Here is a 24,531-nt window from a genome sequence, read left to right as displayed (position 1 = left end):
GTAGAAGGGATTCATCACCATGGCTTCTGTCACTTTCGACAAGGCGACCCGTCTGTACCCGGGCGGCGACAAGCCCGCCGTCGACCAGCTGGAGCTGGAGATCGCGGACGGCGAGTTCCTCGTCCTCGTCGGCCCCTCCGGCTGCGGCAAGTCCACCTCGCTGCGCATGCTCGCCGGCCTGGAGGACGTGAACGGCGGTGCCATCCGCATCGGTGACCGCGACGTCACGCACCTGCCGCCCAAGGACCGGGACATCGCGATGGTGTTCCAGAACTACGCGCTGTACCCGCACATGTCGGTCGCCGACAACATGGGCTTCGCGCTCAAGATCGCCGGCGAGGACAAGGCCACCATCCGCAAGAAGGTGGAGGACGCGGCGAAGATGCTGGACCTGACCCAGTACCTCGACCGCAAGCCGAAGGCGCTCTCGGGCGGCCAGCGCCAGCGCGTCGCGATGGGCCGCGCGATCGTGCGCAAGCCGCAGGTGTTCCTCATGGACGAGCCGCTGTCGAACCTCGACGCCAAGCTGCGCGTGTCCACCCGTACGCAGATCGCGGCGCTCCAGCGCGACCTCGGCATCACCACCGTCTACGTCACCCACGACCAGGTCGAGGCGATGACGATGGGCGACCGCGTGGCGGTGCTCAAGGACGGTCTGCTGCAGCAGGTCGACACCCCGCGCAACATGTACGACCGTCCCGCGAACCTCTTCGTCGCCGGCTTCATCGGCTCGCCGGCGATGAACCTCGTCGAGGTCCCGATCGCCGACGGCGGCGTGAAGTTCGGCGAGAGCGTCGTCCCGGTGTCGCGCGAGGCGCTGTCCGCGGCCGCCGACGCGGGCGACCGCACGGTCACGGTCGGCGTGCGCCCCGAGCACTTCGACATCGGCGACACGGGCGGTCTGACGATCACCGTGAACGTGGTGGAGGAGCTCGGTGCCGACGGCTACGTCTACGGCTCGACCTCGCACTCCGAGGGCTCGCAGGACATCGTGGTGCGCGTGAGCGGCCGCCACGTCCCCGAGAAGGGCTCGACGCTGCACGTCGTGCCGCGCGCCGATGAGATCCACGTGTTCTCGACCTCGTCGGGTGCCCGCCTTTCCGGCTGACCCGACCGGCCACACCGATCGGCCACACCGAAGGGGCGTCCCGTCAAGGGGCGCCCCTTCGGCGTGAGTTCCGGCTTTCCGGGGTACCGCACTTCCGACAGATCGGGCCATTCGGCCGCATTCGTCAACCCTTAATTCGAAAAGCCACGTCGAACCATCCCCCGACCGGGTGACTAAATGTCGCCAAATCTTCACCGAGCGCTACTCTCGCCCTCGTGACCCACACTGCCCGCCGTATCGGCCGATCCCTCGCCCTGGTCCTGCCCGTCGTCCTGGTCCTGTCCGGGACCCTCGCGGTCACCATGGTCCCCTGGGCGGACAACACCCCCTCCCAGATCCTCACCGCGTCCGCCGAGGACGTCTCCGTCCCCGCGAAGCCGCGTGCCGCTCAGGACGTCCTGCGCGACAGGCTGTTGGGCGAGATGCAGCAGGGCGAGCAGCCGGGTGACGTGCTCACCCACCTCCAGCAGGAGGTCGACCGGCGGCCGTCGCTCGCCGAGCACTGCGCGGGCATCGCGCGGGCGCTCGGGCGGGCCGCGGTGGACGCCTACGGGCCGACGAAGGCGCAGTCGTTCGCGCGGCCGGTGTGCGACACCGCGTACGCGTCCGGCGTCGCCTCCATGGGCTGACGGCCGCCGCCGCCCACCGCCCGGCGGGGGGCTTCCCCCGCACCCTGCCCGCGCCGCTCCCCGGTGCGGGGGGGAACCGCTTGGGGTGCAGCCGGGTCAGCAGGCGAAGCGGCTGGGCGTTGCCCTCGAAGCCGCCGCAGTCCTTGGCGAAATCGTTGAGAGCCTCCTCGCCGTTGTGGCCGAAGGGCGAGTGGCCCATGTCGGGCGAGAGGCAGGCCGCCTAGACGAGATCGGGATCGCAGCCCAGCGCGGCGCCCAGCTCGCGGCCGACCTGGGCGCACTCCAGGGAGTGGGTCAGGCGGACGATCCCACCCCGGCCTCCTCCGCCCGGGCCTCCTCCGCCCGAGCCGCCTCCGCCCGGGCCTCCTCCGCCCGAGCCGCCTCCGCCCGGGCCACGAGGTCGGCCGAGGCGCGCCGCCGCCGGCTGACCGCGGCCGCGTTCCTGCTGCCCGCCCTCGTCCTGCTCGGCGCGCTCGTCGTGCACCCCATCGGCTACTCGCTCTACCGCAGCTTCTTCGACCGCTCCGGCGACGGCTTCGTGGGCGCCGCGAACTACCGGGAGATCCTGAGCGACGACACGATCCGCACCGCCCTGGGCAACACCGCGGTGTGGGTGGTGCTGGCCCCCGCCACCGCGACCGCGCTCGGCCTGCTCTTCGCCGTGCTCACCGAACGGGTGCGCTGGGGAACGGCGTTCAAGCTGGTCGTCTTCATGCCGATGGCCATCTCCATGCTCGCGGCCGGCATCATCTTCCGGCTCGTCTACGACGCCGACCCCGACCGGGGCGTCGCGAACGCGGTCTGGGTCGGCGTCCACGACACCTTCGCCGAGTCCTCGGCCTTCCCCAAGGCCCGGCCGGGCCGGGACTCCCCGCTGCTCCCGGCCGACGGCGGCGCGTACGTGACCCGCGATCCGGTACGGGCGGGCGCGGCGGCGCTGCTCCCGCTGGTCGGCGTCGCCCCGGAGGCCCTGCCCGAGGGGACCCGCACGGCGAAGCCCGCCGCCGCCGAGCCCGGCAAGGTCACCGGCACGGCGTGGCAGGACTTCACCCGGGGCGGGGGCGGCGCGACGAACACGGTCGACCCCACCGAGTCCGCGCTGGCGGGGCTGCGGATCGAGGCGGTCAAGGACGGCCGGGTCGTCGACTCGGCCACCGCCCGCCCCGACGGCACCTTCACCCTGTCCGCGGAGGCCGACGGGGCGCTGCTGCGGCTGCCCGCCTCGAACTTCCGGGAGGCGTACGCGGGGGTGGAGTGGCTCGGCCCGACGCTGGTGACTCCCGCGGTCATCGGGGCGTACGTGTGGATGTGGGCCGGTTTCGCGATGGTGCTGATCGGGGCCGGGCTGGCCGCCGTACCGCGCGAGCTGCTGGAGGCGGCGCGGGTGGACGGGGCGAGCGAGTGGCAGGTGCTGCGGCGGATCACCGTGCCGCTGCTGGCGCCCGTGCTGGCCGTCGTGCTCGTCACCCTCGTCATCAACGTCATGAAGGTCTTCGACCTGGTCTTCGTGATCGCGCCGGGCGCGGTGCAGGACGACGCCAACGTCCTGGCGCTCCAGCTGTACCGGACCTCCTTCGGCACGGACGCCGATCCCGGGCTGGGCTCCGCCATCGCGGTGCTGCTGCTGGTGCTGGTGCTCCCCGTCATGGTCTACAACATCCGCCGCATGCGCCGGGAGGCCCGCCGATGAGGCCGAGCACACCGACCGGACCGACCGGACCGAGCACACCGGCGGGACCGCGCACACCGGGCGCCACCCGGTCCCTCGCCTCCCGCGCCGCCGGCGGGACGCTGCGCGTCTTCCTGATCCTCGTCGGCCTGTTCTGGCTGCTGCCCGCCCTCGGCCTGCTGGTGTCCTCCTTCCTCTCGCCCACCGACCTGAACCGGGACGGCTGGTGGCAGGTGCTGTCCGCGCCCTCCCGGCTGACGGCCGGCAACTACGAGCGGCTGCTGGAGAACGACACCGTCACGGGTTCGCTGCTCAACACGGCGGCCATCGCGGTCCCTTCGACCCTGCTGGTCCTGGCGCTGGGCGCGTTCGCCGGATACGCCTTCGCCTGGCTGGAGTTCCCCGGCCGGGACTGGCTGTTCCTGATCGTGGTCGGGCTGCTGGTCGTCCCCGTGCAGGTGGCGCTGATCCCGGTGTCCGAACTCTTCGGCTCCATCGGGCTGTTCGAGACGACCGCCGGGGTGGTGCTCTTCCACACCGCCTTCGGGCTGCCGTTCGCCGTGTTCCTGCTGCGCAACTTCTTCGCCGAGATCCCGCGCGAGCTGCTGGAGGCGGCCCGCCTGGACGGCGCCGGCGAACTGCGGCTGTTCGCCCGGGTGGTGCTGCCGCTGGGCGCCCCGGCGGTCGCCTCGCTCGGCATCTTCCAGTTCCTGTGGGTGTGGAACGACATGCTGGTCGCGCTGGTCTTCGCGGACTCGGCGCATCCGCCGGTCACGGTCGCCCTCCAGCAGCAGGTGCGGCAGTTCGGGAACAACATCGACGTGCTGGCGCCCGGCGCCTTCCTGTCGATGGTGGTGCCGCTCGTCGTCTTCTTCGCCTTCCAACGGCAGTTCGCGTCGGGGGTGATGGCGGGGGCGATCAAGTGATCCGCCCCGACCGGGCTTTTGATCACGGCGTTGACGTGCCCTGTTGACGCTGCGTAACCCGAATGCCACACCGTGCGTAACCCGATCACCACGCCGGGGGTTCCTGGGCAATATGCCCGCGCCGACCCCTGGATGTGCCGTGCCCCGGTTCAGCGTCATCGTGCCCGCGTACAAGGTCCAGGCGTACCTCCAGGAGAGTCTGGACTCGGTCCTGACCCAGTCGTATCCGGACCTCGAGCTGATCGTGGTCGACGACGCCTCCCCGGACGCCTGCGGTTCGATCATCGACGACTACGCCGCCCGGGACCCCCGGGTGACCGCCGTGCACCTGGCGCACAACCTGGGCCTGGGCCCGGCCCGCAACGCGGGCCTGTCCCGGGCCACCGGCGACTACCTGGTCTTCCTCGACGGCGACGACACCCTCGCCCCCGGCGCCCTGCAAGCCATCACCGACCGGCTGAAGGCCACCGGCTCCCCGGACGTCCTCGTCTACGACTACGCGCGCACCTACTGGACCGGCGAACTGGTCCGCAACAGCCTCTCCCACCGGCTCTCCGAGGACGGCCCGGCCAGCTTCCGGCTCGCGGACCGCCCGGCGCTGCTCGGCATGCTGATGGTGGTGTGGAACAAGACGTACCGCCGCGAGTACGCGGAGCGCGAGGGCCTCTCCTTCCCGCCCGGCTTCTACGAGGACACCCCCTGGACCTATCCGGCGCTCCTGGCGGCGGAGTCCGTGGCCGTCCTGGACCGGGTGTGCGTCCACTACCGCCAGCGCCGCACGGGCTCGATCCTGACCACCTCCACCCGCCGTCACCTCGACGTCTTCGACCAGTACGACCGCGTCTTCGGCTACCTCGCCACCCGCCCCGAGCTGGAGCGCTGGCGGCCCGTCGTGCACCGGCGGATGGCCGAGCACTTCTGCGCCCTGTACGCGGACCCGCGCCGGCTCCCGCGCGCCGCCCGGGCCGAGTTCTTCGGCCGCGCCTCGGCCCTGCTGCGCCGCTACCGCGTCCCGGGGCCCCGCCCGCTGTCCCTGAGCCGCACCGACCGGATCCGCCACGCCCTGATGCGCGTGGGCGCGCGGCGCGCCTACCGCGCGCTGTCGCTGCTGCGCTCGGCCTCGCTCGCGGCGGGCCGCGCGGGGGCCACCGCGTGGCGGGGGCTGCGCGAAACGGCCCTGCGGCTGCACTACCGTGCGCAGCGCCTGCTGCCCCTGCGCCCCGAACTGGCGGTGTTCTCCGCGTACTGGCACGGCGGCTACGCCTGCAATCCGGCGGCGATCGAGGCCAAGCTGCGCGAACTGGCCCCGCGCATGCGGACGGCGTGGATCTGCGATCCGGCGCACGCCTCGACGCTCCCCCGCGAAACGGCCCTCCTGCGCCCGGGCTCGGCGGCGTACTGGACGGCCCTGGCCCGTGCCACGTACCTGGTCACGAACGTCAACTTCGAGCGGACCCTGGTCAAGCGCCCGGGGCAGATCCTGCTCCAGACCCAGCACGGCACCCCGCTCAAGCGGGTCGGCCTCGACCTGCAGGACCGCCCGGCGGCCACCCCGACCACGGACTTCGCCGGCCTGCTGCGCGGCGCCGACCAGTGGGACTACCTGCTCTCGGCTAACCGCCACTCCACCCTGGTGTGGGAGAAGGCGGTCCCGTCCTCGTACACCACCCTCGAATACGGCTACCCGCGCAACGACGTCTTCCACCGGGCGACCCAGGCGGACGTGCTCGAACTGCGCGAACGCCTCGGCATCCCGCCGGGCTCCACGGCGATCCTCTACGCGCCGACGCACCGGGACTACCGCCGCAGCCGCCCCGACCACCTGGACTTCGAGCGGATCCTGCGCGACCTGGGCCCGCGCTACACGATCCTGACCCGCACGCACCTGACGTACGCGGGCTCGGCCTCCCCCGAACCGCACCCCCGCCTGCTGGACGTCTCCTCCCACCCCTCGGTGGAGGAACTCTGCCTGGCCTCGGACGCGTTGGTGACGGACTACTCGTCGCTGATGTTCGACTACGCCTCGCTGGACCGGCCGATCGTGATCCACGCGGACGACTGGGAGGCGTACGAGGCCTCCCGCGGCACCTACTTCGACCTGCGGGCCTTCCCCCCGGGCGCGATCGCCCGGACCGAGGACGAGCTGGTGGACATCTTCGCGACGGGCCACTGGCAGGGCTCGCGCTCGGCGCAGCTGCGCTCGTCCTTCCGGGCCCGCTTCTGCACGTACGACGACGGCCAGGCGGCGGAGCGGGTGGTCCGCCGCGTGTTCCTGAGCCAGCCGGCGTCCCCGATCGTCCCGCTGGAGGACCGCCGCCCCACCCCGGCCGCCCCCTCGGCCGGGGTGGGGCCCCGCAGCGGGCTGCCCTCCACCTCGTGCACGAACGCCACGTCGAGCTGGCCCGAAGCCGTCATCCGCAGCAGCGCGTTGGCCGATACGTCCACCACCAGGTCCGTCTCCGTGTCCGGCATCCGCCGGTGCAGGCGGCGCAGCCAGCCGGGCAGGGCGCGGCTGGCCGTCGAGCCGATCCGCAGCCGGGGCCCGTGGGACAGCGCCCGCGCCTCGGCGACGAGGGCGGCCATCCCGTCGAGGAGCGGCCGCGCCCGGCCGAGTACGGTGCGCCCGAAGGGGGTCGGCCGGCAGCCGGTGCGCTCGCGCAGGAACAGCTCGCCGTCCAGGGCGCGTTCGATGCGGCGCAACTGGGTCGTCAGCGAGGGCTGGCTCACGCCGAGTTGCCGGGCGGCCTTGTGCAGGCTGCCGGCGTCGGCGATGGCGCACAGGGCGCGCAGGTGCCTGACCTCAAGCTCCATGCCCCGAGGGTAGGCCGGGCCGAGCTCACCGCACCAGCCACCGGGATGCCCCCGAATCCCGCCATTCTCACGGCGGTTGCCCTGCCGAAATCCCCCCGATAGGCCGGCGTTATCGGGGGCTGACATCATCCGCCGGCCGCCCCCGCTCCCGCTCCGGAGGAGCACGGGAGCTCCGCCGGTGCCGCCGGTGCCGGCGGCGGCACCGGGGCGGCTACGGGCAGCGGATGACCTGGCCGGCGTAGGAGAGGTTGCCGCCGAAGCCGAAGAGGAGGACAGGCGCCCCGGAGGGGATCTCGCCGCGCTCGACCAGCTTGGACAGGGCCATCGGGATGGAGCCGGCCGAGGTGTTGCCGGAGTCGACGACGTCGCGCGCGACGACGGCGTTGACCGCGCCGATCTTGGCGGCGAGCGGCTCGATGATCCGCAGGTTCGCCTGGTGGAGGACGACCGCGGCCAGTTCCTCGGGGGTGACCCCGGCCTTCTCGCAGACCTTGCGGGCGAGCGGCGGGAGCTGGCTGGTGGTCCAGCGGTACACGGACTGGCCCTCCTGCGCGAAGATCGGCGGCGAGCCCTCGATGCGGACCGCGTGGCCCATCTCGGGCACCGAGCCCCACAGGACCGGGCCGATGCCGGGCTCGTCACAGGCCTCGACGACGGCCGCGCCGGCACCGTCGCCGGTCAGGACGCAGGTGGTGCGGTCGGTCCAGTCGGTGATCGCGGTCATCTTGTCGGCGCCGATGACGAGCGCGCGGGTGGCGGCGCCGGCCCGGATCGCGTGGTCGGCGGTGGCCAGGGCGTGCGTGAAGCCCGAGCAGACGACATTGATGTCCATGACGGCGGGATGGCCGCCCATGCCCAGCTTGGCGGCGACGCGGGCGGCCATGTTCGGGGAGCGGTCGATGGCCGTCGAGGTGGCGACGAGGACGAGGTCGATGTCGTCCGGGGTCAGGCCCGCGCTCGCGAGGGCCTTGCCGGCGGCCTGGTAGGCCAGCTCGTCCACCGGTTCGTCGGGGCCCGCGATGTGCCGGGTCTTGATCCCGACGCGGGAGCGGATCCACTCGTCGTTGGTGTCCACCATGGCCGCGAGGTCCTCGTTGGTGAGCACTCTTGCGGGCTGGTAGTGCCCTAGCGCCACCACGCGTGAACCGGTCATGGGCGGGGTCCCCCCTCGTACGGCAGTCAGGACGTCCCAGCTTCGCCTGCTACCCATGGGTACGGGGGCGCGTGACCCGACAGGATTCAGTGCCCTGAATTTGGAGCTTCCCGAGGATCTTCCAGCCGGGGACGGTGCCCGAAGCGGATCCGCGAGAATGGGTGGACGAGCCGCACGACAAGGACAGAACAGGTGGGCTGATCACATGGGACGGGTCACCGAACGGCGTCGCGTCGTACGGATCCGGAATGGCGTGGCGGGCACCCGGGCGGACACGCTGGTGGCCGAGGAGCCCCTGGAGATACGGCTGAACGGCAAACCGCTGGCCATCACGATGCGCACGCCGGGCGACGATTTCGCGCTCGCCGTGGGCTTCCTGGTCAGCGAGGGAGTGCTCGGATCGGCCTCGGACGTCGCCGCCGTCACCTACTGCGAAGGCGCGGCGGAGGACGGAACGAACACCTACAACGTGGTGAACGTACGGCTGGCCGCGGGGGTTCCCGTGCCGGACATCTCACTGGAGCGGAACGTCTACACGACCTCGTCCTGCGGGCTGTGCGGCAAGGCCAGTCTGGACGCGGTGCGCACGGCGACCCGGTTCCCGGGGGTCGCGGACGATCCGGTACGGGTGGGTGCGCGGCTGCTCGGTGAGCTGCCGGACCGGCTGCGCGCGGAGCAGAAGGTCTTCGACCGCACGGGCGGGCTGCACGGCGCCGGGCTGTTCACGGCGCGGGGCGAGCTGATCGACGCACGGGAGGACGTGGGCCGGCACAACGCGGTCGACAAGCTCATCGGCCGGGCCCTGCAGGCCGGTCTGCTGCCGCTGACGGGGTCGGTGCTGCTGGTGTCGAGCCGGGCCTCCTTCGAGCTGGCGCAGAAGGCGGTGATGGCGGGCATCCCCGTGCTGGCGGCCGTGTCGGCGCCGTCGTCCCTCGCCGTGGACCTCGCGCAGGAGTCGGGGCTGACGCTGGTCGGCTTCCTGCGGGGCGGGAACATGAACGTCTACGCGGGCGAGGACCGGATCGACCTGTCGGCGTGAGCGCGGGGCCTGGGTGAGGTGCGGCCGGGGTGCGGCCGGGGTGAGGTGCGGCCGGGGTGAGGTGCGGCTGCGGGGCGGGGGCCGGCGTGCGGCCCGCGCCCCGCAGGGGCCGCCGCTACTTCTGGGCCAGGACCCCGGCGCCGGTGTGCGCGGTTCCCGGAGCGGCCTCGATCGTCTGGCTGTACGGGTTGTCCTTGGACGCGGCCTTGATCTTCTGGGCCGGCACGTGGTCGGTGCCCGGGGCGGCCTCGATCGTCTTCTGGAGCGAGGCCTTGCCGCCGCCGTGCCCTCCGTGGCCGCCACCGCCGTCCGCCGCGTTGGCGACCCCGCCTCCGAGTACGAGGCTGCCGAGCAGGACGGCGGCCGAAGTGGCGGCGATGCGCTTGCTGATCTTCATGAGGGGGCTCCTTGCCGTGGGTGTTTCCGACTGACACCCCGAAGGTAGGAGAACCGGGCATTTCGCCGCTCTAACGCTCTGGGCCTCCGGACCCCCTCCGTCCTTACTCCGGCCCGACCGGGCGTCAACGCCCCTTGCGGCCGCGGCGGGAGCCGGGTGTGGCCGGCTTCGGGGCCGGGGGGTCGATGCGGTGGAGGTCGAGGGTCGGCGGGACCGGGGTGACTCCGGGGCCGCCCGACGCGGCCCAGGCGATGACCTCGTCGGTGGCGGTGTCGTCCAGGGCCCAGCCGAACCAGGCCGCGCGGGCGCCGCGGCGCCGGGCCTCGGTGGTGGGCTGGACCACGATGACGTTGGCCTGTGCGCAGGGCCCGAGGCAGTCGCTCGTACGGACCGCGAGGCGGCCCCCGGACGCCGCGGCGGCCTCGCGCAGGCGGGCCAGCTGACCCGCGTGGTCGGTGCCGGGGTTCTTGCGGGGGTCGCCGCAGCAACAGCCCCGGCACACCACCAGGGTGCAGGGGCGTTCGGCGGTGGCGGAGAGCGGGCGTATCCAGGTCACCGCCGAACGCTACCGGGCCCGCGGAGCCCGGTGTCGGACGGCGCGGGAGACCTCCGCCACACGTTCAACGGCGGCGGGTTCGGCGCCGGTCCGCCCCGCGTCACCGCTCTCCCCCGCGTCCTCCCGGGCGTCGCGGGCACGGCGCCGGGCCAGGACCGCGCAGACCATCAACTGCATCTGGTGAAAGAGCATCAGCGGCAGCACGGCCAGGCTCGCCTGCGCACCGAACAGCACGCTGGCCATGGGGAGTCCGGCGGCCAGGCTCTTCTTCGACCCCGCGAACTGGATGGCGATCCGGTCCCCCCGGTCGAACCCGAGGCGCTTGGCCCCGTACCAGGTGACCAGCAGCATCACGGCGAGGACGACGGCCTCCACCACCATCAGCGCGCCGAGGCGCGCGACGCTCACCTGGTGCCAGATCCCGGCGACCATGCCCGCGCTAAAGGCGGTGTAGACGACGAGCAGGATCGAACCGCGGTCCACGCGGCCCAGGACCTTCTTGTTGCGGACGAGGAAGCCGCCGACCCAGGGGCGCAGGGCCTGGCCGAGGAGGAAGGGCAGGAGGAGCTGGAGGACGATCTTCAGCAGGGAGTCGAGGGAGAACCCGCCGGCGCTGTTGCCGAGCAGGCCGGCGGCGAGGAGGGGGTGAGGAAGATGCCGATGAGGCTGGAGAAGGAGCCGGCGCAGATCGCGGCGGGGACGTTCCCCCGGGCGATCGAGGTGAAGGCGATGGAGGACTGGATGGTGGAGGGGACCAGGCAGAGGAAGAGCAGGCCGCTGTAGAGCGGGGCCGTGAGGAGGGTGGGGACCAGGGCGTGGGCGGCGAGGCCGAGGAGGGGGAAGAGGACGAAGGTGCAGGCGAGCACGGTGAGGTGGAGCCGCCAGTGGCGCACGCCGTCGAGGGCCTCGCGGGTGGAGAGCCGGGAGCCGTAGAGGAAGAAGAGCAGCGCCACGGCTCCGGTGGAGGCCGCCTCGGCGAGGGGGGCGGCCGCGCCGCGGGCGGGGAACAGGGCGGCGACGGCGACGGTGGCGAGCAGGCCCGTGATGTAGTGTTTCGGTGGTCATAGCGTTAGGGAAACGCCCGGTTTACATTCCGAACCCGGAAGCTAAGCCTTTCAGCGCCGATGGTACTGCAGGGGGGACCCTGTGGGAGAGTAGGACGCCGCCGAACAATTATTGTGGGAAAGCCCCGCACCAGCCCTTTGGGGTTCGGTGCGGGGCTTTTCTGCGTTTACCCTCGCCGGGTGTTTACGTCGACGTATACTCGGAGCATGTCTGATGCCATGATCCGTGTGCCGGCCGAGGTGAGAGACCGCCTCGCTGTCATCGCCGAGTCCCGTGGGACGTCCATCCGGTCTCTTGTGCAGGAGTTCGCCGAGACGACGCTCACCATGGAGGAGCGGCGGGAGCGGGCTGAGCGGGCTCGGGCCTACCTGGCCGAGCACTTCGGGGTGGACGTGAGCGACGCGGAGAGTGCGGCGATGGGCCGCAAGATCCGTGAGGCCTTCGCGCAGCAGGAGGACGCTGCCGCGTGATCCAGCACCACCTCGTCCTGGACACGCCGTCCTTGCTCGCACTGTCCGGGAATCGCCAGGTGTCGGCACTGATCCACCGCGCTTACCTCGACGCGGACACGCGCCTGTGGGTTCCTGTCCTGTCGGTCCTTGAGGCCGACGTGGTTCTCGCGGGGATCGCCGAGCACATCGGACAGCTCGACGTCATCCACATGCTCGACCTCGACTATCCGGCCGTGCTGGCCGTGGCGCAGATGCGCCGTGACGGAGTGCCCGCCGGTGCCGCGGCCGCCGTCCATGCCGCACGCCATCTCCCCGAGTGGGGTTCGCAGGCGCTGGTCGCCACGATCGAACCGAAGGCCTATGTGGGCCAGGGAGTGGGCGTCCTCGATCTGAACAGCTGAAGCGCGGGCTGATTACAGGCGGCCGGCGGCCTTGAGGGCGAGGTAGGCGTCGGCCAGGGCCGGGGCCAGGGTTTCCGGGGTGGCGTCGACCACGTGGACGCCGTGGCGGGTGAGCTGCTCGGCCGTGCGCCGGCGGGCGGACTGGGACTGGGTGCCCGCGGCGGCCTCGTAGACCGCGTCGACGGTGCCGCGGGACTTCGTCATCTCCGCGACGTGGGGGTCCGCGACCGAGGCCAGCAGGACCGTATGGCGCTGCGTGAGGCGGGGGAGCAGCGGGAGCAGGCCCTCTTCGATGGGAGCCGCGTCCAGACTCGTCAGGAGAACCACCAGGGAGCGGCGCGGGGCGCTGCGCAGGATGGTGGAGACCAGGGTGCGCGCATCGGTTTCGACGAGCTCCGGTTCCAGGGTGGCCATCGCGTTGACGAAGGCCGGCAGGGTGTCGGCGGCCGAGCGGCCCTGGACCTGGGCGCGGGGGCGGCGGTCGTGGGCCAGCAGGTCCACGCGGTCGCCGGCCCGGGTGGCCAGGGCGGTCAGGAGCAGGGCCGCGTCCATCGCCGAGTCCAGGCGGGGGGCGTCGCCGACGCGGCCCGCCGAAGTACGGCCGGTGTCGAGGCAGATGAGGATGTGGCGGTCGCGTTCCGGGCGCCAGGTGCGGACGGCGACCTTGTTCTGCCGGGCGGTGGCCCGCCAGTCGATGGAACGGGTGTCGTCGCCGGGGACGTAGTCGCGCAGGCTGTCGAACTCGGTTCCCTCACCGCGGGTCAGGACGCTGGTGCGGCCGTCGAGTTCGCGCAGGCGGGCGAGGCGGGAGGGGAGGTGCTTGCGGCTGGCGAACGGCGGCAGCACGCGGACCGTCCAGGGGACGGTGTGGTTGCCCTGGCGGGCGAACAGGCCGAGGGGCCCGTACGAGCGGATCGTGACGCGGGCCGCCTGCCGGTCGCCGCGCCGGGTGGGGCGCAGGCGTGTGGTGAGGCGGCGGCGTTCGCCCGCGGGGATCGTCAACGCGTGCCGGGACGCGACGACTTCGGTGCCGGTCAGCCAGCTGCTGGGGGGCCAGGCGTCGCGGATCCGGGCGCGCAGGGTGCGGGCGGAGGGGTTGGTGACCGTCAGGTGGACGTCCGCGGCCTCGCCGAGGCGCACGGACGTGTCGCCGGAGCGCGCCAGCCGGAGCGTGCGGACGGGCGCCGCGAGGGCGTAGTCGACCGCGCAGGCCAGGGCGATGGGGGCGTTGACCGCCAGCATCCCGGTCCAGCTGGGTCCGAGGACGCCGACGGGGAGGCTGCCGAGGGCCGCCAGCAGGGCGGCGCGTCCGGTGAACGCCATCAGCGCGGGACGGGGACGTGGGAGAGGATCGCGGTGATGACCGCGTCGGCCGTGACGCCCTCCATCTCGGCCTCGGGGCGCAGCTGGACGCGGTGGCGCAGGGTGGGCAGGGCGAGGGCCTTCACGTCGTCGGGCGTGACGTAGTCGCGGCCCACGAGCCAGGCCCAGGCGCGGGCGGTGGCCAGCAGCGCGGTGGCGCCGCGCGGGGAGACGCCCAGGGTGAGGGAGGGGGACTCGCGGGTGGCGCGGCAGATGTCGACGACGTACGCGGCGATCTCCGGGGAGACGCTGGTGGCTTCGACGGCCTTGCGGGCGGCTTCGAGCTCGGCGGGGCCGGCGACGGGGCGGATGCCGGCCGAGTGCAGGTCGCGGGGGTTGAAGCCGGCGGCGTGGCGGGTCAGTACGCCGATCTCGTCCTCGCGGGAGGGGAGGGGCACGGTGAGCTTCAGCAGGAAGCGGTCGAGCTGGGCCTCGGGCAGGGGGTAAGTGCCCTCGTACTCCACCGGGTTCATGGTGGCGGCGACGAGGAAGGGGTCCGGGAGCATGCGGGGGATGCCGTCGACGGTGACCTGGCGCTCCTCCATCGCCTCGAGGAGGGAGGACTGGGTCTTGGGGGGCGTGCGGTTGATCTCGTCGGCGAGCAGGAGGTTGGTGAAGACCGGGCCGTTCTGGAAGGAGAACTCCGCGGTGCGGGCGTCGTAGACGAGCGAGCCGGTGACATCGCTCGGCATCAGGTCGGGGGTGAACTGGACGCGCTTGGTGTCGAGTTCGAGGGAGGCGGCGAGGGCCCGCACGAGCAGGGTCTTCGCGACGCCGGGAACGCCTTCGAGCAGGACGTGGCCGCGGCAGAGGAGGGCTACGACGAGACCGGTGACGGCGGAGTCCTGGCCGACCACGGCCTTTCCGATCTCGGTGCGGAGCGCTTCCAGGGCGGAGCGGGCGCTGTCCGTGGTGGCCGTCATGAGGTGCGGACCTCTCTTTCGAGGGCGTCGAGTTGGTCGGTGAGCGCGACGAGCGCCGCGTCGGTGTCGGGGGTGGTGCCGAAGAGCAGGGTGGCGGGGTCGTGCGCGGCCCGCGGCGCGGCGGCGGGGTCGCCGACCGTGAGGCGGGCGGAGACCGCGGGGACCAGGGACACGGGGTCGTGGGCCTGGGAGGCCGGTACGCCGACCAGCGCGGCCAGCCGTTCGCGGGCGGCGGCGCGCAGCACGGTGGCGGCGCGGTCGCGGGCGCCGGCCTTGCGGTACAGGCGGGCGCGGCCCTCGGTGGCCTCGGAGGCGCGGATCAGGACGGGCAGGCGCTCGGTGACCAGCGGGCCGAGGCGCCGGGCGCGCCACAGGGCCGCGACGGCGGCGGCGAGGAAGAGCTGGAGCAGGGCCCAGCTCCAGCCGGCGGGGATCAGGGAGAGGAAGTCCTCGTCCTGCTCGGCCTCGTCGGGGCCGCTGTCGGCGAAGGACGGCAGGTACCAGACGAGGTGGGGGCGGGAGCCGAGGAGCTGGAGCGCGAGGGAGGCGTTGCCCTCGTCGGCGAGGGCCTTGTTGAGGAAGGGGATCTCGGAGCCGAGGAGGACGGTGTCGCCGCCGCGCGTGGCGGTGGGCAGGACGAGGAGCGCGGGGTGGCCGCCGGTGGGGTAGCAGCCGATGGCTCCGGGGACGGTGGTGGAGTACTGCAGGCCGCCGTCTACGCCGGCGCGGCCGGCGGCCGCGGCTGCGGGGAACGCGCAGGTGCCCGGGTCGAGCTCGGAGCCCGCGGCGTGCGCGCTGGAGTGGGTGCGGGTGCCGGGCGCCAGTTCGCCGAGGCTGAGCTCGGTCGGGGCGAGCAGGACGGTACGGCCGCCGGAGAGGTCGATGGCGGAGCGGATCGTGCGGAGCTTGTCCTGGTCGAGCCGGTCGGGGTCGCCGATCAGGAGGGTGGTGTCGGGCCCGGAGGCGTCGGCGGCCTCCTCGGCGGTGGTGACGACACGGGTGGTGACTCCGCGGGTCTTGAGCAGCTCGGCGACGGCCCGGCTGCCGAAGGGGTCGGCGGACCGGGGGTCGAGGTAGCCGTGGTGGGCGCCGGAGCTCAGGGCGGCGAAGGCCAGGCCGGCGGTGAGCAGGACGGCGAGCGCGATGAGGAACCCGCGGGCCCGGGTCCACAGGACGCCGGGGCGCAGCGCGGGGGCGGCGGTGGCCTGGTCGGGCGACCCGTCGGGTTCGGGGGTGGCGGCCGTGGCCGGGGAGGCCCCCGTGAGGGGCGGTACCGGGGCGTGGGCGGCCCGGGGGGCCGGGTCGGGGGTGTGGGCGCCGGACGCGGCCGCGGCGGGGCCGGGGGCCGCGCCTGAGAACGCGCCCGGGAACGCGCCCGGGACCGTCGCGGCGGGGCGTGCCGGGGTGGGGCCCGCCGGGGTGCCGGCGGGGGCCGGGGCGGGGGCGGGGGGGTCTGGGGGGGCGCCCGGGTCGGGCGGGGGCACGGGGTGGCGCCCGTGAGGAGCGTGGGACTGGGAGATGTAGATAAGGGACAGGCGGGGCGGGAGCCGGTGCCCGCAGGCCGCGCGGGACGGTCGGGGCCGGCCCGCCGGGCATGGCGGCCAGGGTGATGTCCCCGGTCGCCGCCACCCCCATGGCGAGGGCGGCGAGCTCGGCGGCGGCCGGGCCGGGCAGTCCCGCGTCGGCCAGGAGCGCGCCGAGTCCGCCGGCGTAGCCCTGGCCGACGGCGCGGACCTTCCAGGCGCCCTGGCGCCGGTACAGCTCCAGGGCCACGACGGCGGTCTCGGACTCCAGGTCCGTGAGCGTGTACCCGGCGAGCTCGGCGCCCTCCGGGTCGGCCACGGACACGTAGGAGGCCGGGACCGCGCCGAAGCGGGCCGGACCGCCGGGCGGCAGGACCAGCACGAGGCCGACCCGGTGCACGGCCGGGTCGACCGCGTCGAGGTCGACCAGCATGCTGTGGTGCCCCGAGACCGCGCCGGGCACTTCCAGCCCCGGCAGGGTCCGGGCGCCGGGATGGGCCAGCGCCTGGGGACCGGCGAGCCGGCCCTCGTCATCGCCGACCTGGGCCAGGGCGAGCACAGGTGTGCCCGCCGAGACCCTGATCTCCACCCGGCTCCGGGACAAGGGGTGGTTCTGCCCCCGGACCAGTTCGGCCGTCATCGTGCAGCCCCTCCCCCGTACCCGTTCTTCTGCTGTGCCGTCGTCTGTGGCGCTGTGCTTCGTGGTGCGTGCGTACTGTTTACAGGTGCGGCAGGATCGCCGGCATCAGGTCCTGGAACGTGCGGCCGTTGGCCGGGTTCCCGAGGGCCGTCATCTGCCAGCCGGTGCCCGCGCGCGACACCTTCGCCATGATCTGCGCGGTGTACTGGCCACCGCCGTCGAGGGTGTAGCGGGCCAGCTCCTGGCCGTTGGTCTCGTCGACGATGCGGCAGAAGGCGTTCTCCACCTCCTGGAACGTCTGGCCGGTGAAGGAGTTCACCGTGAAGACGATCTGGTCGATGTGCACCGGCACCCGCTGCAGGTCGACGAGGATCGACTCGTCGTCCCCGCCCTGGCCGACACCGCCGACGAGGTTGTCGCCGGTGTGCTTGACCGAGCCGTCGTCGCTCTGCAGGTGCCGGAAGAACACGACGTCCACGGGCTGCTTGTCGGCGAAGAGCACCGCCGAGGCGTCGAGGTCGATCTCCCGGGTCCGCGAGCCGAACAGCCCCCGGCGCTTGGCAGCCTGCCAACCGAGGCCCATCCGGACCGCGGTCAGCGTGCCCCCGTCCGCCTTCTGCAGATTGATGGCCTGACCCTTGGTCATGTTGACCGTCACGCGCTGTCCCCTCTCCATAGCCCTCCCCCGATGGGGGTGCGCAGCGTGTACCTGCGGCTGAGTCCCAACCCTACTGACCGGCTCCGGGTCAGGCGAGGCCCGCTTCCCTCATCTGTCGGAGCTCCTTCTTCAGCTCGCCCACCTCGTCCCGGATCCGGGCGGCCACCTCGAACTGCAACTCCGCCGCCGCGCCGCGCATCCGCTCGGTCATCTGCTCGATGAGCGAGGCCAGTTCGGCGGCGGGACGGTCGGTCAGGACCGCGCCGCCCTTGGCCCCCTTCGCCCCCTTGGCCCCGGCCTTGCCGCCCGCGGCCGCCTTGCCGCCCAGCGCCGGGACCGGCGCCTTGAGGGCCTTGCCGTCCTTGGTCTGCCGGTATCCGGTGCCGAGGAGCTCCTCGGTGTCGAGCTCCTCGCGGGCGATCGTCGCGACGATGTCGTTGATCTTCTTGCGCAGCGGCTGCGGGTCGATCCCGTGGGCCGTGTTGTAGGCGACCTGCTTCTCCCGACGGCGGTTGGTCTCGTCGATCGCCTGGGCCATGGCCGGGGTGATGGTGTCCGCGTACATGTGGACCTGGCCGGAGACGTTGCGCGCCGCGCGGCCGATGGTCTGGATGAGCGAGGTCCCCGAGCGCAGGAAGCCCTGCTTGTCGGCGTCGAGGATCGCCACGAGCGACACCTCGGGCAGGTCGAGGCCCTCGCGCAGCAGGTTGATGCCGACCAGGACGTCGTACTCGCCGGCCCGCAGCTCGCGCAGCAGCTCGATGCGGCGCAGGGTGTCGACGTCGCTGTGCAGGTAGCGGACCTGGATGCCGAGCTCCAGGAAGTAGTCGGTGAGGTCCTCGGCCATCTTCTTGGTCAGGGTGGTGACCAGGACCCGCTCGTCCTTCTCCACCCGCTGCCGGATCTCGTGCACCAGGTCGTCGATCTGGCCCTCGGTGGGCTTGACGACGACCTCCGGGTCGATGAGGCCGGTGGGGCGGATGATCTGCTCGACGAAGCCGTCGCCGCGCGAGAGCTCGTACTTGCCCGGGGTGGCCGAGAGGTAGACGGTCTGGCCGATCCGCTGCTGGAACTCCTCCCACTTCAGCGGCCGGTTGTCGAGCGCGGACGGCAGCCGGAAGCCGTGGTCGACCAGGGTCCGCTTGCGGGAGGCATCGCCCTCGTACATCGCGCCGATCTGCGGCACCGTGACGTGCGATTCGTCGATGACGAGGAGGAAGTCCTCGGGGAAGTAGTCGATGAGGGTGTTGGGTGCGGAGCCGCGCTCGCGGTCGTCCATGTGCAGCGAGTAGTTCTCGATGCCCGAGCAGGACCCGATCTGGCGCATCATCTCCAGGTCGTAGGTGGTGCGCATGCGCAGCCGCTGGGCCTCGAGCATCTTGCCCTGGTTGTCCAGCTCCGCCAGGCGCTCGGCCAGCTCGGCCTCGATGCCGCGGACCGCCTTCTCCATGCGCTCGGGGCCGGCCACGTAGTGGCTGGCGGGGAAGACGTACAGCTCGCGGTCCTCGCTGATCACCTCGCCGGTCAGCGGGTGCAGGGTGGACAGGGCCTCGATCTCGTCGCCGAACATCTCGATGCGGACGGCCAGTTCCTCGTAGACCGGGAAGATCTCGATGGTGTCGCCGCGCACGCGGAACGTGCCGCGGGTGAAGGCCACGTCGTTGCGCGTGTACTGGATGTCGACGAAGCGGCGCAGCAGCTGGTCCCGGTCCATCTCCGCGCCGACCTTGAGGGGGACCATCCGGTCGACGTACTCCTGCGGGGTGCCGAGGCCGTAGATGCAGGACACGGAGGCGACGACGATGACGTCGCGCCGGGTGAGGAGGGAATTGGTCGCGGAGTGGCGCAGCCGCTCCACCTCCTCGTTGATCGAGGAGTCCTTCTCGATGTAGGTGTCCGACTGCGGTACGTAGGCCTCGGGCTGGTAGTAGTCGTAGTACGAGACGAAGTACTCGACGGCGTTGTTCGGCAGGAGCTCGCGGAACTCGTTCGCCAGCTGGGCGGCGAGCGTCTTGTTCGGTGCCATCACCAGCGTGGGCCGCTGGAGCTTCTCGATCATCCAGGCCGTCGTGGCCGACTTGCCGGTGCCGGTCGCGCCGAGCAGCACGACGTCCTTCTCACCTGCGCGGATGCGCTTCTCCAGCTCGGCGATGGCCGCCGGCTGGTCTCCGCTGGGCGTGTAGGAACTGACGACCTCGAAAGGCGCCACCGTGCGTTCGATCTTCGATACGGGCCGCATGGGTCAACCGTACGACCCCCCACTGACAGCCGGGGGCCCGGCGGCCCGGCGGGACCGTCCGGGTCTGGTCCGTTTGTCGTAGTTCGGTGGCGGCCCCGCGATCTTCAACCCCATGATCGCCGTACCCGGCTCTCCCTGAAAGGGCGTCGAGAACGCACCACCGGAAGTGCGTCGCCGCAACGAATGCCGCTCCGCGCCCGTTTGAAGGCCGGAGCAGGGCTCACGACCCGAGGAGAACGCGCATGTACGTCCGACCCGCCGCCGCGGCCACCGCCGCCTTCCTGGGACTCACCCTCACCGTGTTCGGCGCGACGGCCGCCGCCGCGGCCGCCGGCCCGGGCTGGCTCTCCAACCCGATCGTGTACGCCCACCGGGGGGCTTCCGCGTACGCCCCGGAGAACACCCTGGAGGCGATCGACCTCGCCATGGAGCTGGGCTTCGACTGGGTGGAGAACGACGTCCAGCGCACCGAGGACGGCGAGCTGGTGGTGGTCCACGACGACACCCTGGCCCGCACGACGGACGTCGAGCAGGTGTTCCCCGATCGCAAGCCTTGGCGGGTCAAGGACTTCACGGCCGCCGAGATCGCCCGGCTGGACGCGGGCAGCTGGTTCGACCGGCGGTTCGCGGGCGCCCGGGTGCCGACCCTGCGGGAGTACATGGACCGGGTCCAGCGCAACCAGCAGCGGCTCCTCCTGGAGATCAAGAAGCCGGAGCTCTACCCCGGGATCGAGGAGCAGACCCTGCGGGTGCTGCGGGACACCGGCTGGCTCGACGAGAACCACGTGAGCCGCCGCCTGGTGGTGCAGAGCTTCAGCGCCGGCTCCGTCCGGACCGTGCACGAGCTGCGCCCGGACCTGGTGACGGCCTTCCTCGGCACCCCGGCCATCGCCGACCTGCCGTGGTACGCGCAGTTCACCGACCGGATCAACCCCTGGTACACCACCATCGACGGCGCCTGGGTGGACGCCGTGCACGGGCTGGTCGGCGCCCACGGCAAGGCGATGGAAGTGGACGCCTGGATCGTCGACGACGCGGCGACCGCCCGCAAGGTCCAGGACATGGGCGTGGACGGGATCATCACCAACAAGCCCGATGTCGTACGCGAAGCGGTGGGCGGGTACTGAGCCGGCCGCCCGGCCCGCCCGCGCGGGTGAGGGCGGGCCCGTGCCGCGGGTGCCGCGGCCGGGGCAGCGGCGGCCGCGGCGGCTACCTCCACATCCCCGACATGGGCGGCTGCTCGGCGGGCGCCCTCCTGGGCGGACTCCCGGCGGGCCTGCCCGGCGGCCTCCCCGGCGGCCTTCCGGGCGGTCTGCCCGCCCTCGGCTGACCGCCGTCCGCAGGAACACCGAGGGGCCGGGAGCACGAACTCCCGGCCCCTCGGGCCGTACAGGGGCCCGCCCCGGCGGACTGCGGGCTGCGGGCTGCGGGCTAGAGCGCCAGCCGCTTGACCGCGGCCTCGACGCGCTCGTCCGTGGCCGTGAAGGCCACGCGGACGAAGCGCGCGCCCGCCTCGCCGTAGAAATCGCCCGGCGCGACCAGGATGCCCAGCCCCGCGAGGTGCGCGACCGTGTCCCAGCAGGGCTCGTCCCGGGTCACCCACAGGTACAGGCTGGCCTCGCTGTGCTCGATGCGGAAGCCGTGCGCCTCCAGGGCCGTGCGCAGCGCCTCGCGGCGGGCCGCGTAGCGCACCCGCTGCTCCTCGACGTGGACGTCGTCGCCCAGCGCCGCCACCGTGGCCGCCTGCACCGGGGCCGCGGTCATCATGCCGCCGTGCTTGCGGATCTGCAGGAGCTCGCCGAGGACTTCGGCGTCACCGGCGATGAAGGCCGCCCGGTAGCCCGCCAGGTTGGACCGCTTGGAGAGCGAGTGCACGCTGACGATGCCCTCGTACGAGCCCCCGCAGACCTCGTCGTGCAGGACGGAGACGGGCTCGGCCTCCCAGCCCAGCTCCAGGTAGCACTCGTCGCTGAAGATCAGGATCCCGTGCTCGCGCGCCCAGGCCACGATCCGGACGAGCTCCTCCTTGGAGAGGACCGCACCGGTGGGGTTGGACGGGGAGTTGAGCCACAGCAGCTTCACGCGGGCCGGGTCGAGATCGGTGGTGGGATCGTCGTAGACCACTGGCTCGGCGCCGCACAGCCGCGCGCCGACCTCGTACGTCGGGTAGGCCAGCCGGGGGTACGCCACCTGGTCCCCGGCGCCGAGGCCCAGCTGCGTCGGCAGCCAGGCCACCAGCTCCTTGGAGCCGACGACCGGCAGGACGTTGCGGTGCCCGGCGGCGCTCGCGCCGAGGCGGCCGCGTACCCAGCCGGTGATCGCGTCGCGCAGGGCGGCCGTGCCCCACACCGTGGGATATCCCGGAGAGTCGGCGGCCTCGACGAGGGCGCGCTGGATCAGCTGCGGCACCGGGTCGACGGGGGTGCCGACGGACAGGTCGACGATGCCGTCCGGGTGGGCCGCGGCCGTCGCCTTGTACGGCTCCAGCTTGTCCCAGGGGAAGACGGGAAGACGGGCTGAGACTGCGGCCACGATGCGCTCTTTTCGCTTTCCAGGTGTTCCGTGCGTGCGATTGCGTGCGTGTGGTTGCGTGCGTTCCGCGCGTGCGTTCCGCGCGGGAAACACCTCGGTCCCGTCCGGCTGACAGCCGGACGGGACCGAGGTGGCGGTTCAGGCGGTACCGACCGTCAGTGGCTCGGGTTGATGTCCGCCGGAAGCGCCGCGATGAAGGGGTGGTCGCGCTCGATCAGGCCGAGCTTGGAAGCACCACCGGGCGAACCGAGCTCGTCGAAGAACTCGACGTTCGCCTTGTAGTAGTCCTTCCACTCCTCCGGAGTGTCGTCCTCGTAGAAGATGGCCTCGACCGGGCAGACCGGCTCACACGCACCACAGTCGACGCACTCGTCCGGGTGGATGTACAAGGACCGCTGGCCCTCGTAGATGCAGTCGACGGGGCACTCTTCGATGCATGCCTTGTCCTTGACGTCGACACAAGGCTCCGCGATGACGTAGGTCACGCTCTCGTTCCTCCTCATAAGGGCTTTCCATATCGCGCGGGAGCGCGGCGTCGTCGATGGCCCGCCTCTAGTATCTCCGTTCCCGGGCACGATCCGAACAGGAGGGGCGGACAGAGCTGTGGAAATCACTGCCGGTGGACGGCTGGAGATCCGGATCACACCCGCTGACGTGGGTAAACGTGTCTCTGTACGACGGGTGGAGGGTGAGCCCGGCGGGGCCTTCGCGTTCACGGACACGGTAGGGGTTCTCACATCCTGGAACAGGGGTGTGCTGACGATCACACGAAAGACCGGCGAGTCCGTCCGCATCGCGGAATCCCTGCTGGTCGCGGGCAAGGTCGTACCGGCCGCGCCGGCCCGGCGCAGGGGTCCCGCGGCCTCCTTCGAGGAGCTCGCGCGGATCGCCGCGCGGTCCTGGGTGCCGCTGGAGAGCGAGCCGCTGGGCGAGTGGACGCTGCGCGCGGCCGCGGGCTTCACCCGCCGCGCCAATTCCGTACTGGCGCTCGGCGACCCGGGGACCCCGCTGGACGATGCACTCGCGCGGGTGACCTCCTGGTACGGGGAAAGGGGACTTCCGGCCTACGTCCAGGCCGCGACGGGGGCCGCCGGCACCCAGGAGCTGCTCTGTTCCGGGCTGGAGGCCCGGGGGTGGGTCCGCGAGGTCTCCGCGCAGGTGTGGACCGGCGGGCTGGCGGCGCCGGCGGACGTGGACGACGCGGCGCTGCCCGCCGTCGGGGACGTGGTCCTGACCCGCGCCCCGGACGAGGAGTGGCTCGGCCGCTACGGGCGGGTCGTCGATCCCGGGGCCGCCCTGCGGGTGCTGACGGCAGGGCCCTCGGTGTGGTTCGCGCTCGTGCCCGGACGGGCGATCGGGCGGGTCGTCGTCGACGGCCGGTGGGCCGGCTTCGCGGCGGTCGAGGTCGATCCGGAGCACCGGCGGCGGGGCCTGGCGACGGCCGTGATGGCGGCGCTGGCGCGGCGCGCCCTGGAAGAGGGCGCGTCGGCGGCGTGGCTCCAGGTGGAGACCGAGAACACCGGGGCGCAGGCGCTGTACGCCGGGATGGGCTTCGGGGCGCACCACAGCTACCACCACTACCGCCGGGCGGCGGCGTGACCTCGCCCTGGCGCGAGCAGTTCGCCGCGGAGGCGCGGGCGGATCGGCCGGACCTGGCCGTGCTGTGCCTGCTGCTCGCCGCCGAGGCCGACCCCGAGCTCGACGAACGGGCGATGGACTGGGCGCAGATGGAGCTGGACCGGATGGCGGGCATGCTGCCGTACGGGCTGCGGGACGCCCGGGCGTGGGCGTCGGCGGTGGCGGGGCTGCTGGGCGGGCAGTTGGGCTTCCACGGCACCCCGGCCGACTACGACAAGCTCTCCTCCTCGCTCCTGCACGAGGTGTTGCGGCGGCGCCGGGGGCTGCCGATCCTGCTGTCCGTGGTCTGGCTGGAGGTGGCCCGGCGGGCCGGGGCCCCGGTGTACGGGCTGGCCCTGCCGGGGCACTTCGTGATCGGTTTCGGGGATCCGGAGGAGGGCGTGGTCGTGGACCCCTTCGCGGGGGGCGCGTCGCTGGGCGCGGGTCCCGCGGAGCTGGCGGCCGGGCCGCGGACCGCCGCGCGGACGCTGGACATCGTCCTGCGGATCCTGAACAACATCCGGGCGTGGGCCGCGACGCGGCCCGAGCACTCGGCGGTGGCGCTGTGGGCGCTGGACCTGGCGCTGCTCCTGCCGTCGCATCCGGCGGCGCTGCGCTACGAGCGGGCGAAGCTGCTCGTGGAGCGCGGGGAGTTCGTCTCCGGCGCCGGGGAGATGGAGGCGTACGCGCTCGTGGTCGACGTGATCGACCCGCCGTCAGCCGCCCGCATCCGCGCGGAGGCCCAGTCGGCGAGGGCCCTGCTCAACTAGCCCGTCTCCCCGGATACGCGGGAGCCCCTCCCCGGGGTCCGGGAAGGGGCTCCGGCCTGTG

Annotated in this window: 21 protein-coding genes, 1 rRNA gene and 4 pseudogenes; 13 read left to right on the top strand and 13 right to left on the bottom strand. The window is 72.8% G+C overall.

The window, feature by feature from the left end; all coding sequences use genetic code 11:
• The first annotated feature begins 19 nt into the window (after positions 1–19).
• The gene (ugpC, locus tag DRB96_RS39670; RefSeq protein WP_112452738.1) at positions 20–1,108 is read left to right on the top strand and encodes a sn-glycerol-3-phosphate ABC transporter ATP-binding protein UgpC; all 1,089 of its coding nucleotides are present in this window, start codon (positions 20–22) and stop codon (positions 1,106–1,108) included.
• A 215-nt stretch (positions 1,109–1,323) separates the two neighbouring features.
• Complete coding sequence (locus DRB96_RS39665; RefSeq protein WP_112452737.1) at positions 1,324–1,737, top strand: hypothetical protein; 414 nt, start codon at positions 1,324–1,326, stop codon at positions 1,735–1,737.
• A gap of 73 nt (positions 1,738–1,810) precedes the next feature.
• Here the strand turns inward: DRB96_RS39665 and DRB96_RS45530 are convergent.
• Positions 1,811–2,221 (bottom strand): annotated as a pseudogene (locus DRB96_RS45530) (HD domain-containing protein); the annotation flags it as partial.
• Here DRB96_RS45530 and DRB96_RS39655 point away from each other — a divergent pair.
• The 3 genes and pseudogenes from DRB96_RS39655 to DRB96_RS39645 form a co-directional block, all read left to right on the top strand.
• Positions 2,162–3,427: a sugar ABC transporter permease gene (locus DRB96_RS39655; protein ID WP_112463948.1), complete on the top strand. Its 1,266-nt coding sequence runs from the start codon at positions 2,162–2,164 to the stop codon at positions 3,425–3,427. The pseudogene DRB96_RS45530 and the gene DRB96_RS39655 sit on opposite strands and share 60 nt — an antisense overlap.
• Complete coding sequence (locus tag DRB96_RS39650) at positions 3,424–4,332, top strand: carbohydrate ABC transporter permease (RefSeq protein WP_239516602.1); 909 nt, start codon at positions 3,424–3,426, stop codon at positions 4,330–4,332. Before DRB96_RS39655 ends, DRB96_RS39650 begins: the two co-directional genes overlap by 4 nt.
• A 139-nt stretch (positions 4,333–4,471) precedes the next feature.
• Positions 4,472–6,664, top strand: a pseudogene (locus DRB96_RS39645) (bifunctional glycosyltransferase family 2 protein/CDP-glycerol:glycerophosphate glycerophosphotransferase); the annotation flags it as partial.
• Positions 6,665–6,678: 14 nt separating this feature from the next.
• Here DRB96_RS39645 and DRB96_RS39640 read toward each other — a convergent pair.
• A pseudogene (locus tag DRB96_RS39640) lies at positions 6,679–7,143 on the bottom strand (LysR family transcriptional regulator); the annotation flags it as partial.
• Positions 7,144–7,354: 211 nt separating this feature from the next.
• On the bottom strand, positions 7,355–8,296 hold the full coding sequence (locus tag DRB96_RS39635) for a beta-ketoacyl-ACP synthase III (RefSeq protein ID WP_112452736.1): 942 nt from the start codon (positions 8,294–8,296) through the stop codon (positions 7,355–7,357).
• A 205-nt stretch (positions 8,297–8,501) separates the two neighbouring features.
• Here DRB96_RS39635 and fdhD point away from each other — a divergent pair, with 205 nt between their 5' ends.
• Entirely contained in the window at positions 8,502–9,335 is an 834-nt protein-coding gene (gene fdhD / locus DRB96_RS39630; protein ID WP_112452735.1) for a formate dehydrogenase accessory sulfurtransferase FdhD, read from the top strand.
• A 115-nt stretch (positions 9,336–9,450) separates the two neighbouring features.
• On the opposite strand, the gene DRB96_RS39625 is transcribed toward fdhD, so the two are convergent.
• The 3 genes and pseudogenes from DRB96_RS39625 to DRB96_RS39615 form a co-directional block, all read right to left on the bottom strand.
• Positions 9,451–9,732: a hypothetical protein gene (locus DRB96_RS39625; protein ID WP_112452734.1), complete on the bottom strand. Its 282-nt coding sequence runs from the start codon at positions 9,730–9,732 to the stop codon at positions 9,451–9,453.
• 124 nt (positions 9,733–9,856) lie between these two features.
• Positions 9,857–10,288 (bottom strand): (2Fe-2S) ferredoxin domain-containing protein, encoded by a 432-nt coding sequence (locus DRB96_RS39620; protein WP_112452733.1) that lies wholly within the window; start codon positions 10,286–10,288, stop codon positions 9,857–9,859.
• 9 nt (positions 10,289–10,297) lie between these two features.
• Positions 10,298–11,334 (bottom strand): annotated as a pseudogene (locus tag DRB96_RS39615) (bile acid:sodium symporter family protein).
• A gap of 7 nt (positions 11,335–11,341) precedes the next feature.
• Between DRB96_RS39615 and rrf the strand changes: the two are divergent.
• The 3 genes from rrf to DRB96_RS39600 all read left to right on the top strand — a co-directional run bounded on the left by rrf (position 11,342) and on the right by DRB96_RS39600 (position 12,206).
• A 5S ribosomal RNA gene (gene rrf, locus DRB96_RS39610) occupies positions 11,342–11,459 on the top strand.
• A gap of 100 nt (positions 11,460–11,559) precedes the next feature.
• Positions 11,560–11,823 (top strand): hypothetical protein, encoded by a 264-nt coding sequence (locus tag DRB96_RS39605; protein ID WP_112452732.1) that lies wholly within the window; start codon positions 11,560–11,562, stop codon positions 11,821–11,823.
• Positions 11,820–12,206, top strand: a complete 387-nt coding sequence (locus DRB96_RS39600; RefSeq protein WP_112452731.1) for a hypothetical protein — start codon at positions 11,820–11,822, stop codon at positions 12,204–12,206. Before DRB96_RS39605 ends, DRB96_RS39600 begins: the two co-directional genes overlap by 4 nt.
• Before the next feature lie 12 nt (positions 12,207–12,218).
• On the opposite strand, the gene DRB96_RS39595 is transcribed toward DRB96_RS39600, so the two are convergent.
• From DRB96_RS39595 to uvrB, 5 genes are all read right to left on the bottom strand, one after another.
• Entirely contained in the window at positions 12,219–13,529 is a 1,311-nt protein-coding gene (locus tag DRB96_RS39595) for a DUF58 domain-containing protein (RefSeq protein WP_112452730.1), read from the bottom strand.
• Positions 13,529–14,491 (bottom strand): MoxR family ATPase, encoded by a 963-nt coding sequence (locus tag DRB96_RS39590; RefSeq protein ID WP_112454334.1) that lies wholly within the window; start codon positions 14,489–14,491, stop codon positions 13,529–13,531. The genes DRB96_RS39595 and DRB96_RS39590 overlap by 1 nt, the downstream gene beginning before the upstream one ends.
• Complete coding sequence (locus DRB96_RS39585; RefSeq protein ID WP_112454332.1) at positions 14,488–15,678, bottom strand: DUF4350 domain-containing protein; 1,191 nt, start codon at positions 15,676–15,678, stop codon at positions 14,488–14,490. Before DRB96_RS39585 ends, DRB96_RS39590 begins: the two co-directional genes overlap by 4 nt.
• A 1,055-nt stretch (positions 15,679–16,733) precedes the next feature.
• A complete protein-coding gene (locus DRB96_RS39570; RefSeq protein WP_112452729.1) occupies positions 16,734–17,312 on the bottom strand; it encodes a TerD family protein in 579 nt (192 codons plus the stop codon).
• 88 nt (positions 17,313–17,400) lie between these two features.
• On the bottom strand, positions 17,401–19,551 hold the full coding sequence (gene uvrB / locus DRB96_RS39565; protein WP_112452728.1) for an excinuclease ABC subunit UvrB: 2,151 nt from the start codon (positions 19,549–19,551) through the stop codon (positions 17,401–17,403).
• A gap of 242 nt (positions 19,552–19,793) precedes the next feature.
• Between uvrB and DRB96_RS39560 the strand changes: the two genes are divergently transcribed.
• Positions 19,794–20,678 (top strand): glycerophosphodiester phosphodiesterase family protein, encoded by an 885-nt coding sequence (locus DRB96_RS39560; protein ID WP_112452727.1) that lies wholly within the window; start codon positions 19,794–19,796, stop codon positions 20,676–20,678.
• A 26-nt stretch (positions 20,679–20,704) separates the two neighbouring features.
• Positions 20,705–20,881, top strand: a complete 177-nt coding sequence (locus DRB96_RS43470; protein WP_162689141.1) for a hypothetical protein — start codon at positions 20,705–20,707, stop codon at positions 20,879–20,881.
• A 101-nt stretch (positions 20,882–20,982) separates the two neighbouring features.
• Here DRB96_RS43470 and dapC read toward each other — a convergent pair whose 3' ends face one another.
• Together dapC and fdxA are read right to left on the bottom strand one after the other, a co-directional pair.
• On the bottom strand, positions 20,983–22,083 hold the full coding sequence (gene dapC, locus DRB96_RS39555; protein ID WP_112452726.1) for a succinyldiaminopimelate transaminase: 1,101 nt from the start codon (positions 22,081–22,083) through the stop codon (positions 20,983–20,985).
• Positions 22,084–22,238: 155 nt separating this feature from the next.
• Positions 22,239–22,568 (bottom strand): ferredoxin, encoded by a 330-nt coding sequence (gene fdxA, locus DRB96_RS39550; protein WP_030868357.1) that lies wholly within the window; start codon positions 22,566–22,568, stop codon positions 22,239–22,241.
• A gap of 118 nt (positions 22,569–22,686) precedes the next feature.
• On the opposite strand from fdxA, the gene DRB96_RS39545 reads away from it, so the two are divergent.
• Together DRB96_RS39545 and DRB96_RS39540 are read left to right on the top strand one after the other, a co-directional pair.
• Positions 22,687–23,682, top strand: a complete 996-nt coding sequence (locus DRB96_RS39545; RefSeq protein WP_112452725.1) for a GNAT family N-acetyltransferase — start codon at positions 22,687–22,689, stop codon at positions 23,680–23,682.
• Complete coding sequence (locus tag DRB96_RS39540) at positions 23,679–24,470, top strand: transglutaminase-like domain-containing protein (protein WP_112452724.1); 792 nt, start codon at positions 23,679–23,681, stop codon at positions 24,468–24,470. The genes DRB96_RS39545 and DRB96_RS39540 overlap by 4 nt, the downstream gene beginning before the upstream one ends.
• Positions 24,471–24,531: the final 61 nt, after the last annotated feature.

Origin of the sequence: Streptomyces sp. ICC1 (genome assembly GCF_003287935.1) — a bacterium.
GTDB lineage: Bacteria > Actinomycetota > Actinomycetes > Streptomycetales > Streptomycetaceae > Streptomyces > Streptomyces tritrimontium.
The sequence above is the reverse complement of the archived record's forward strand: the minus strand, read 5'-3'. Positions and strand labels throughout refer to the sequence as shown.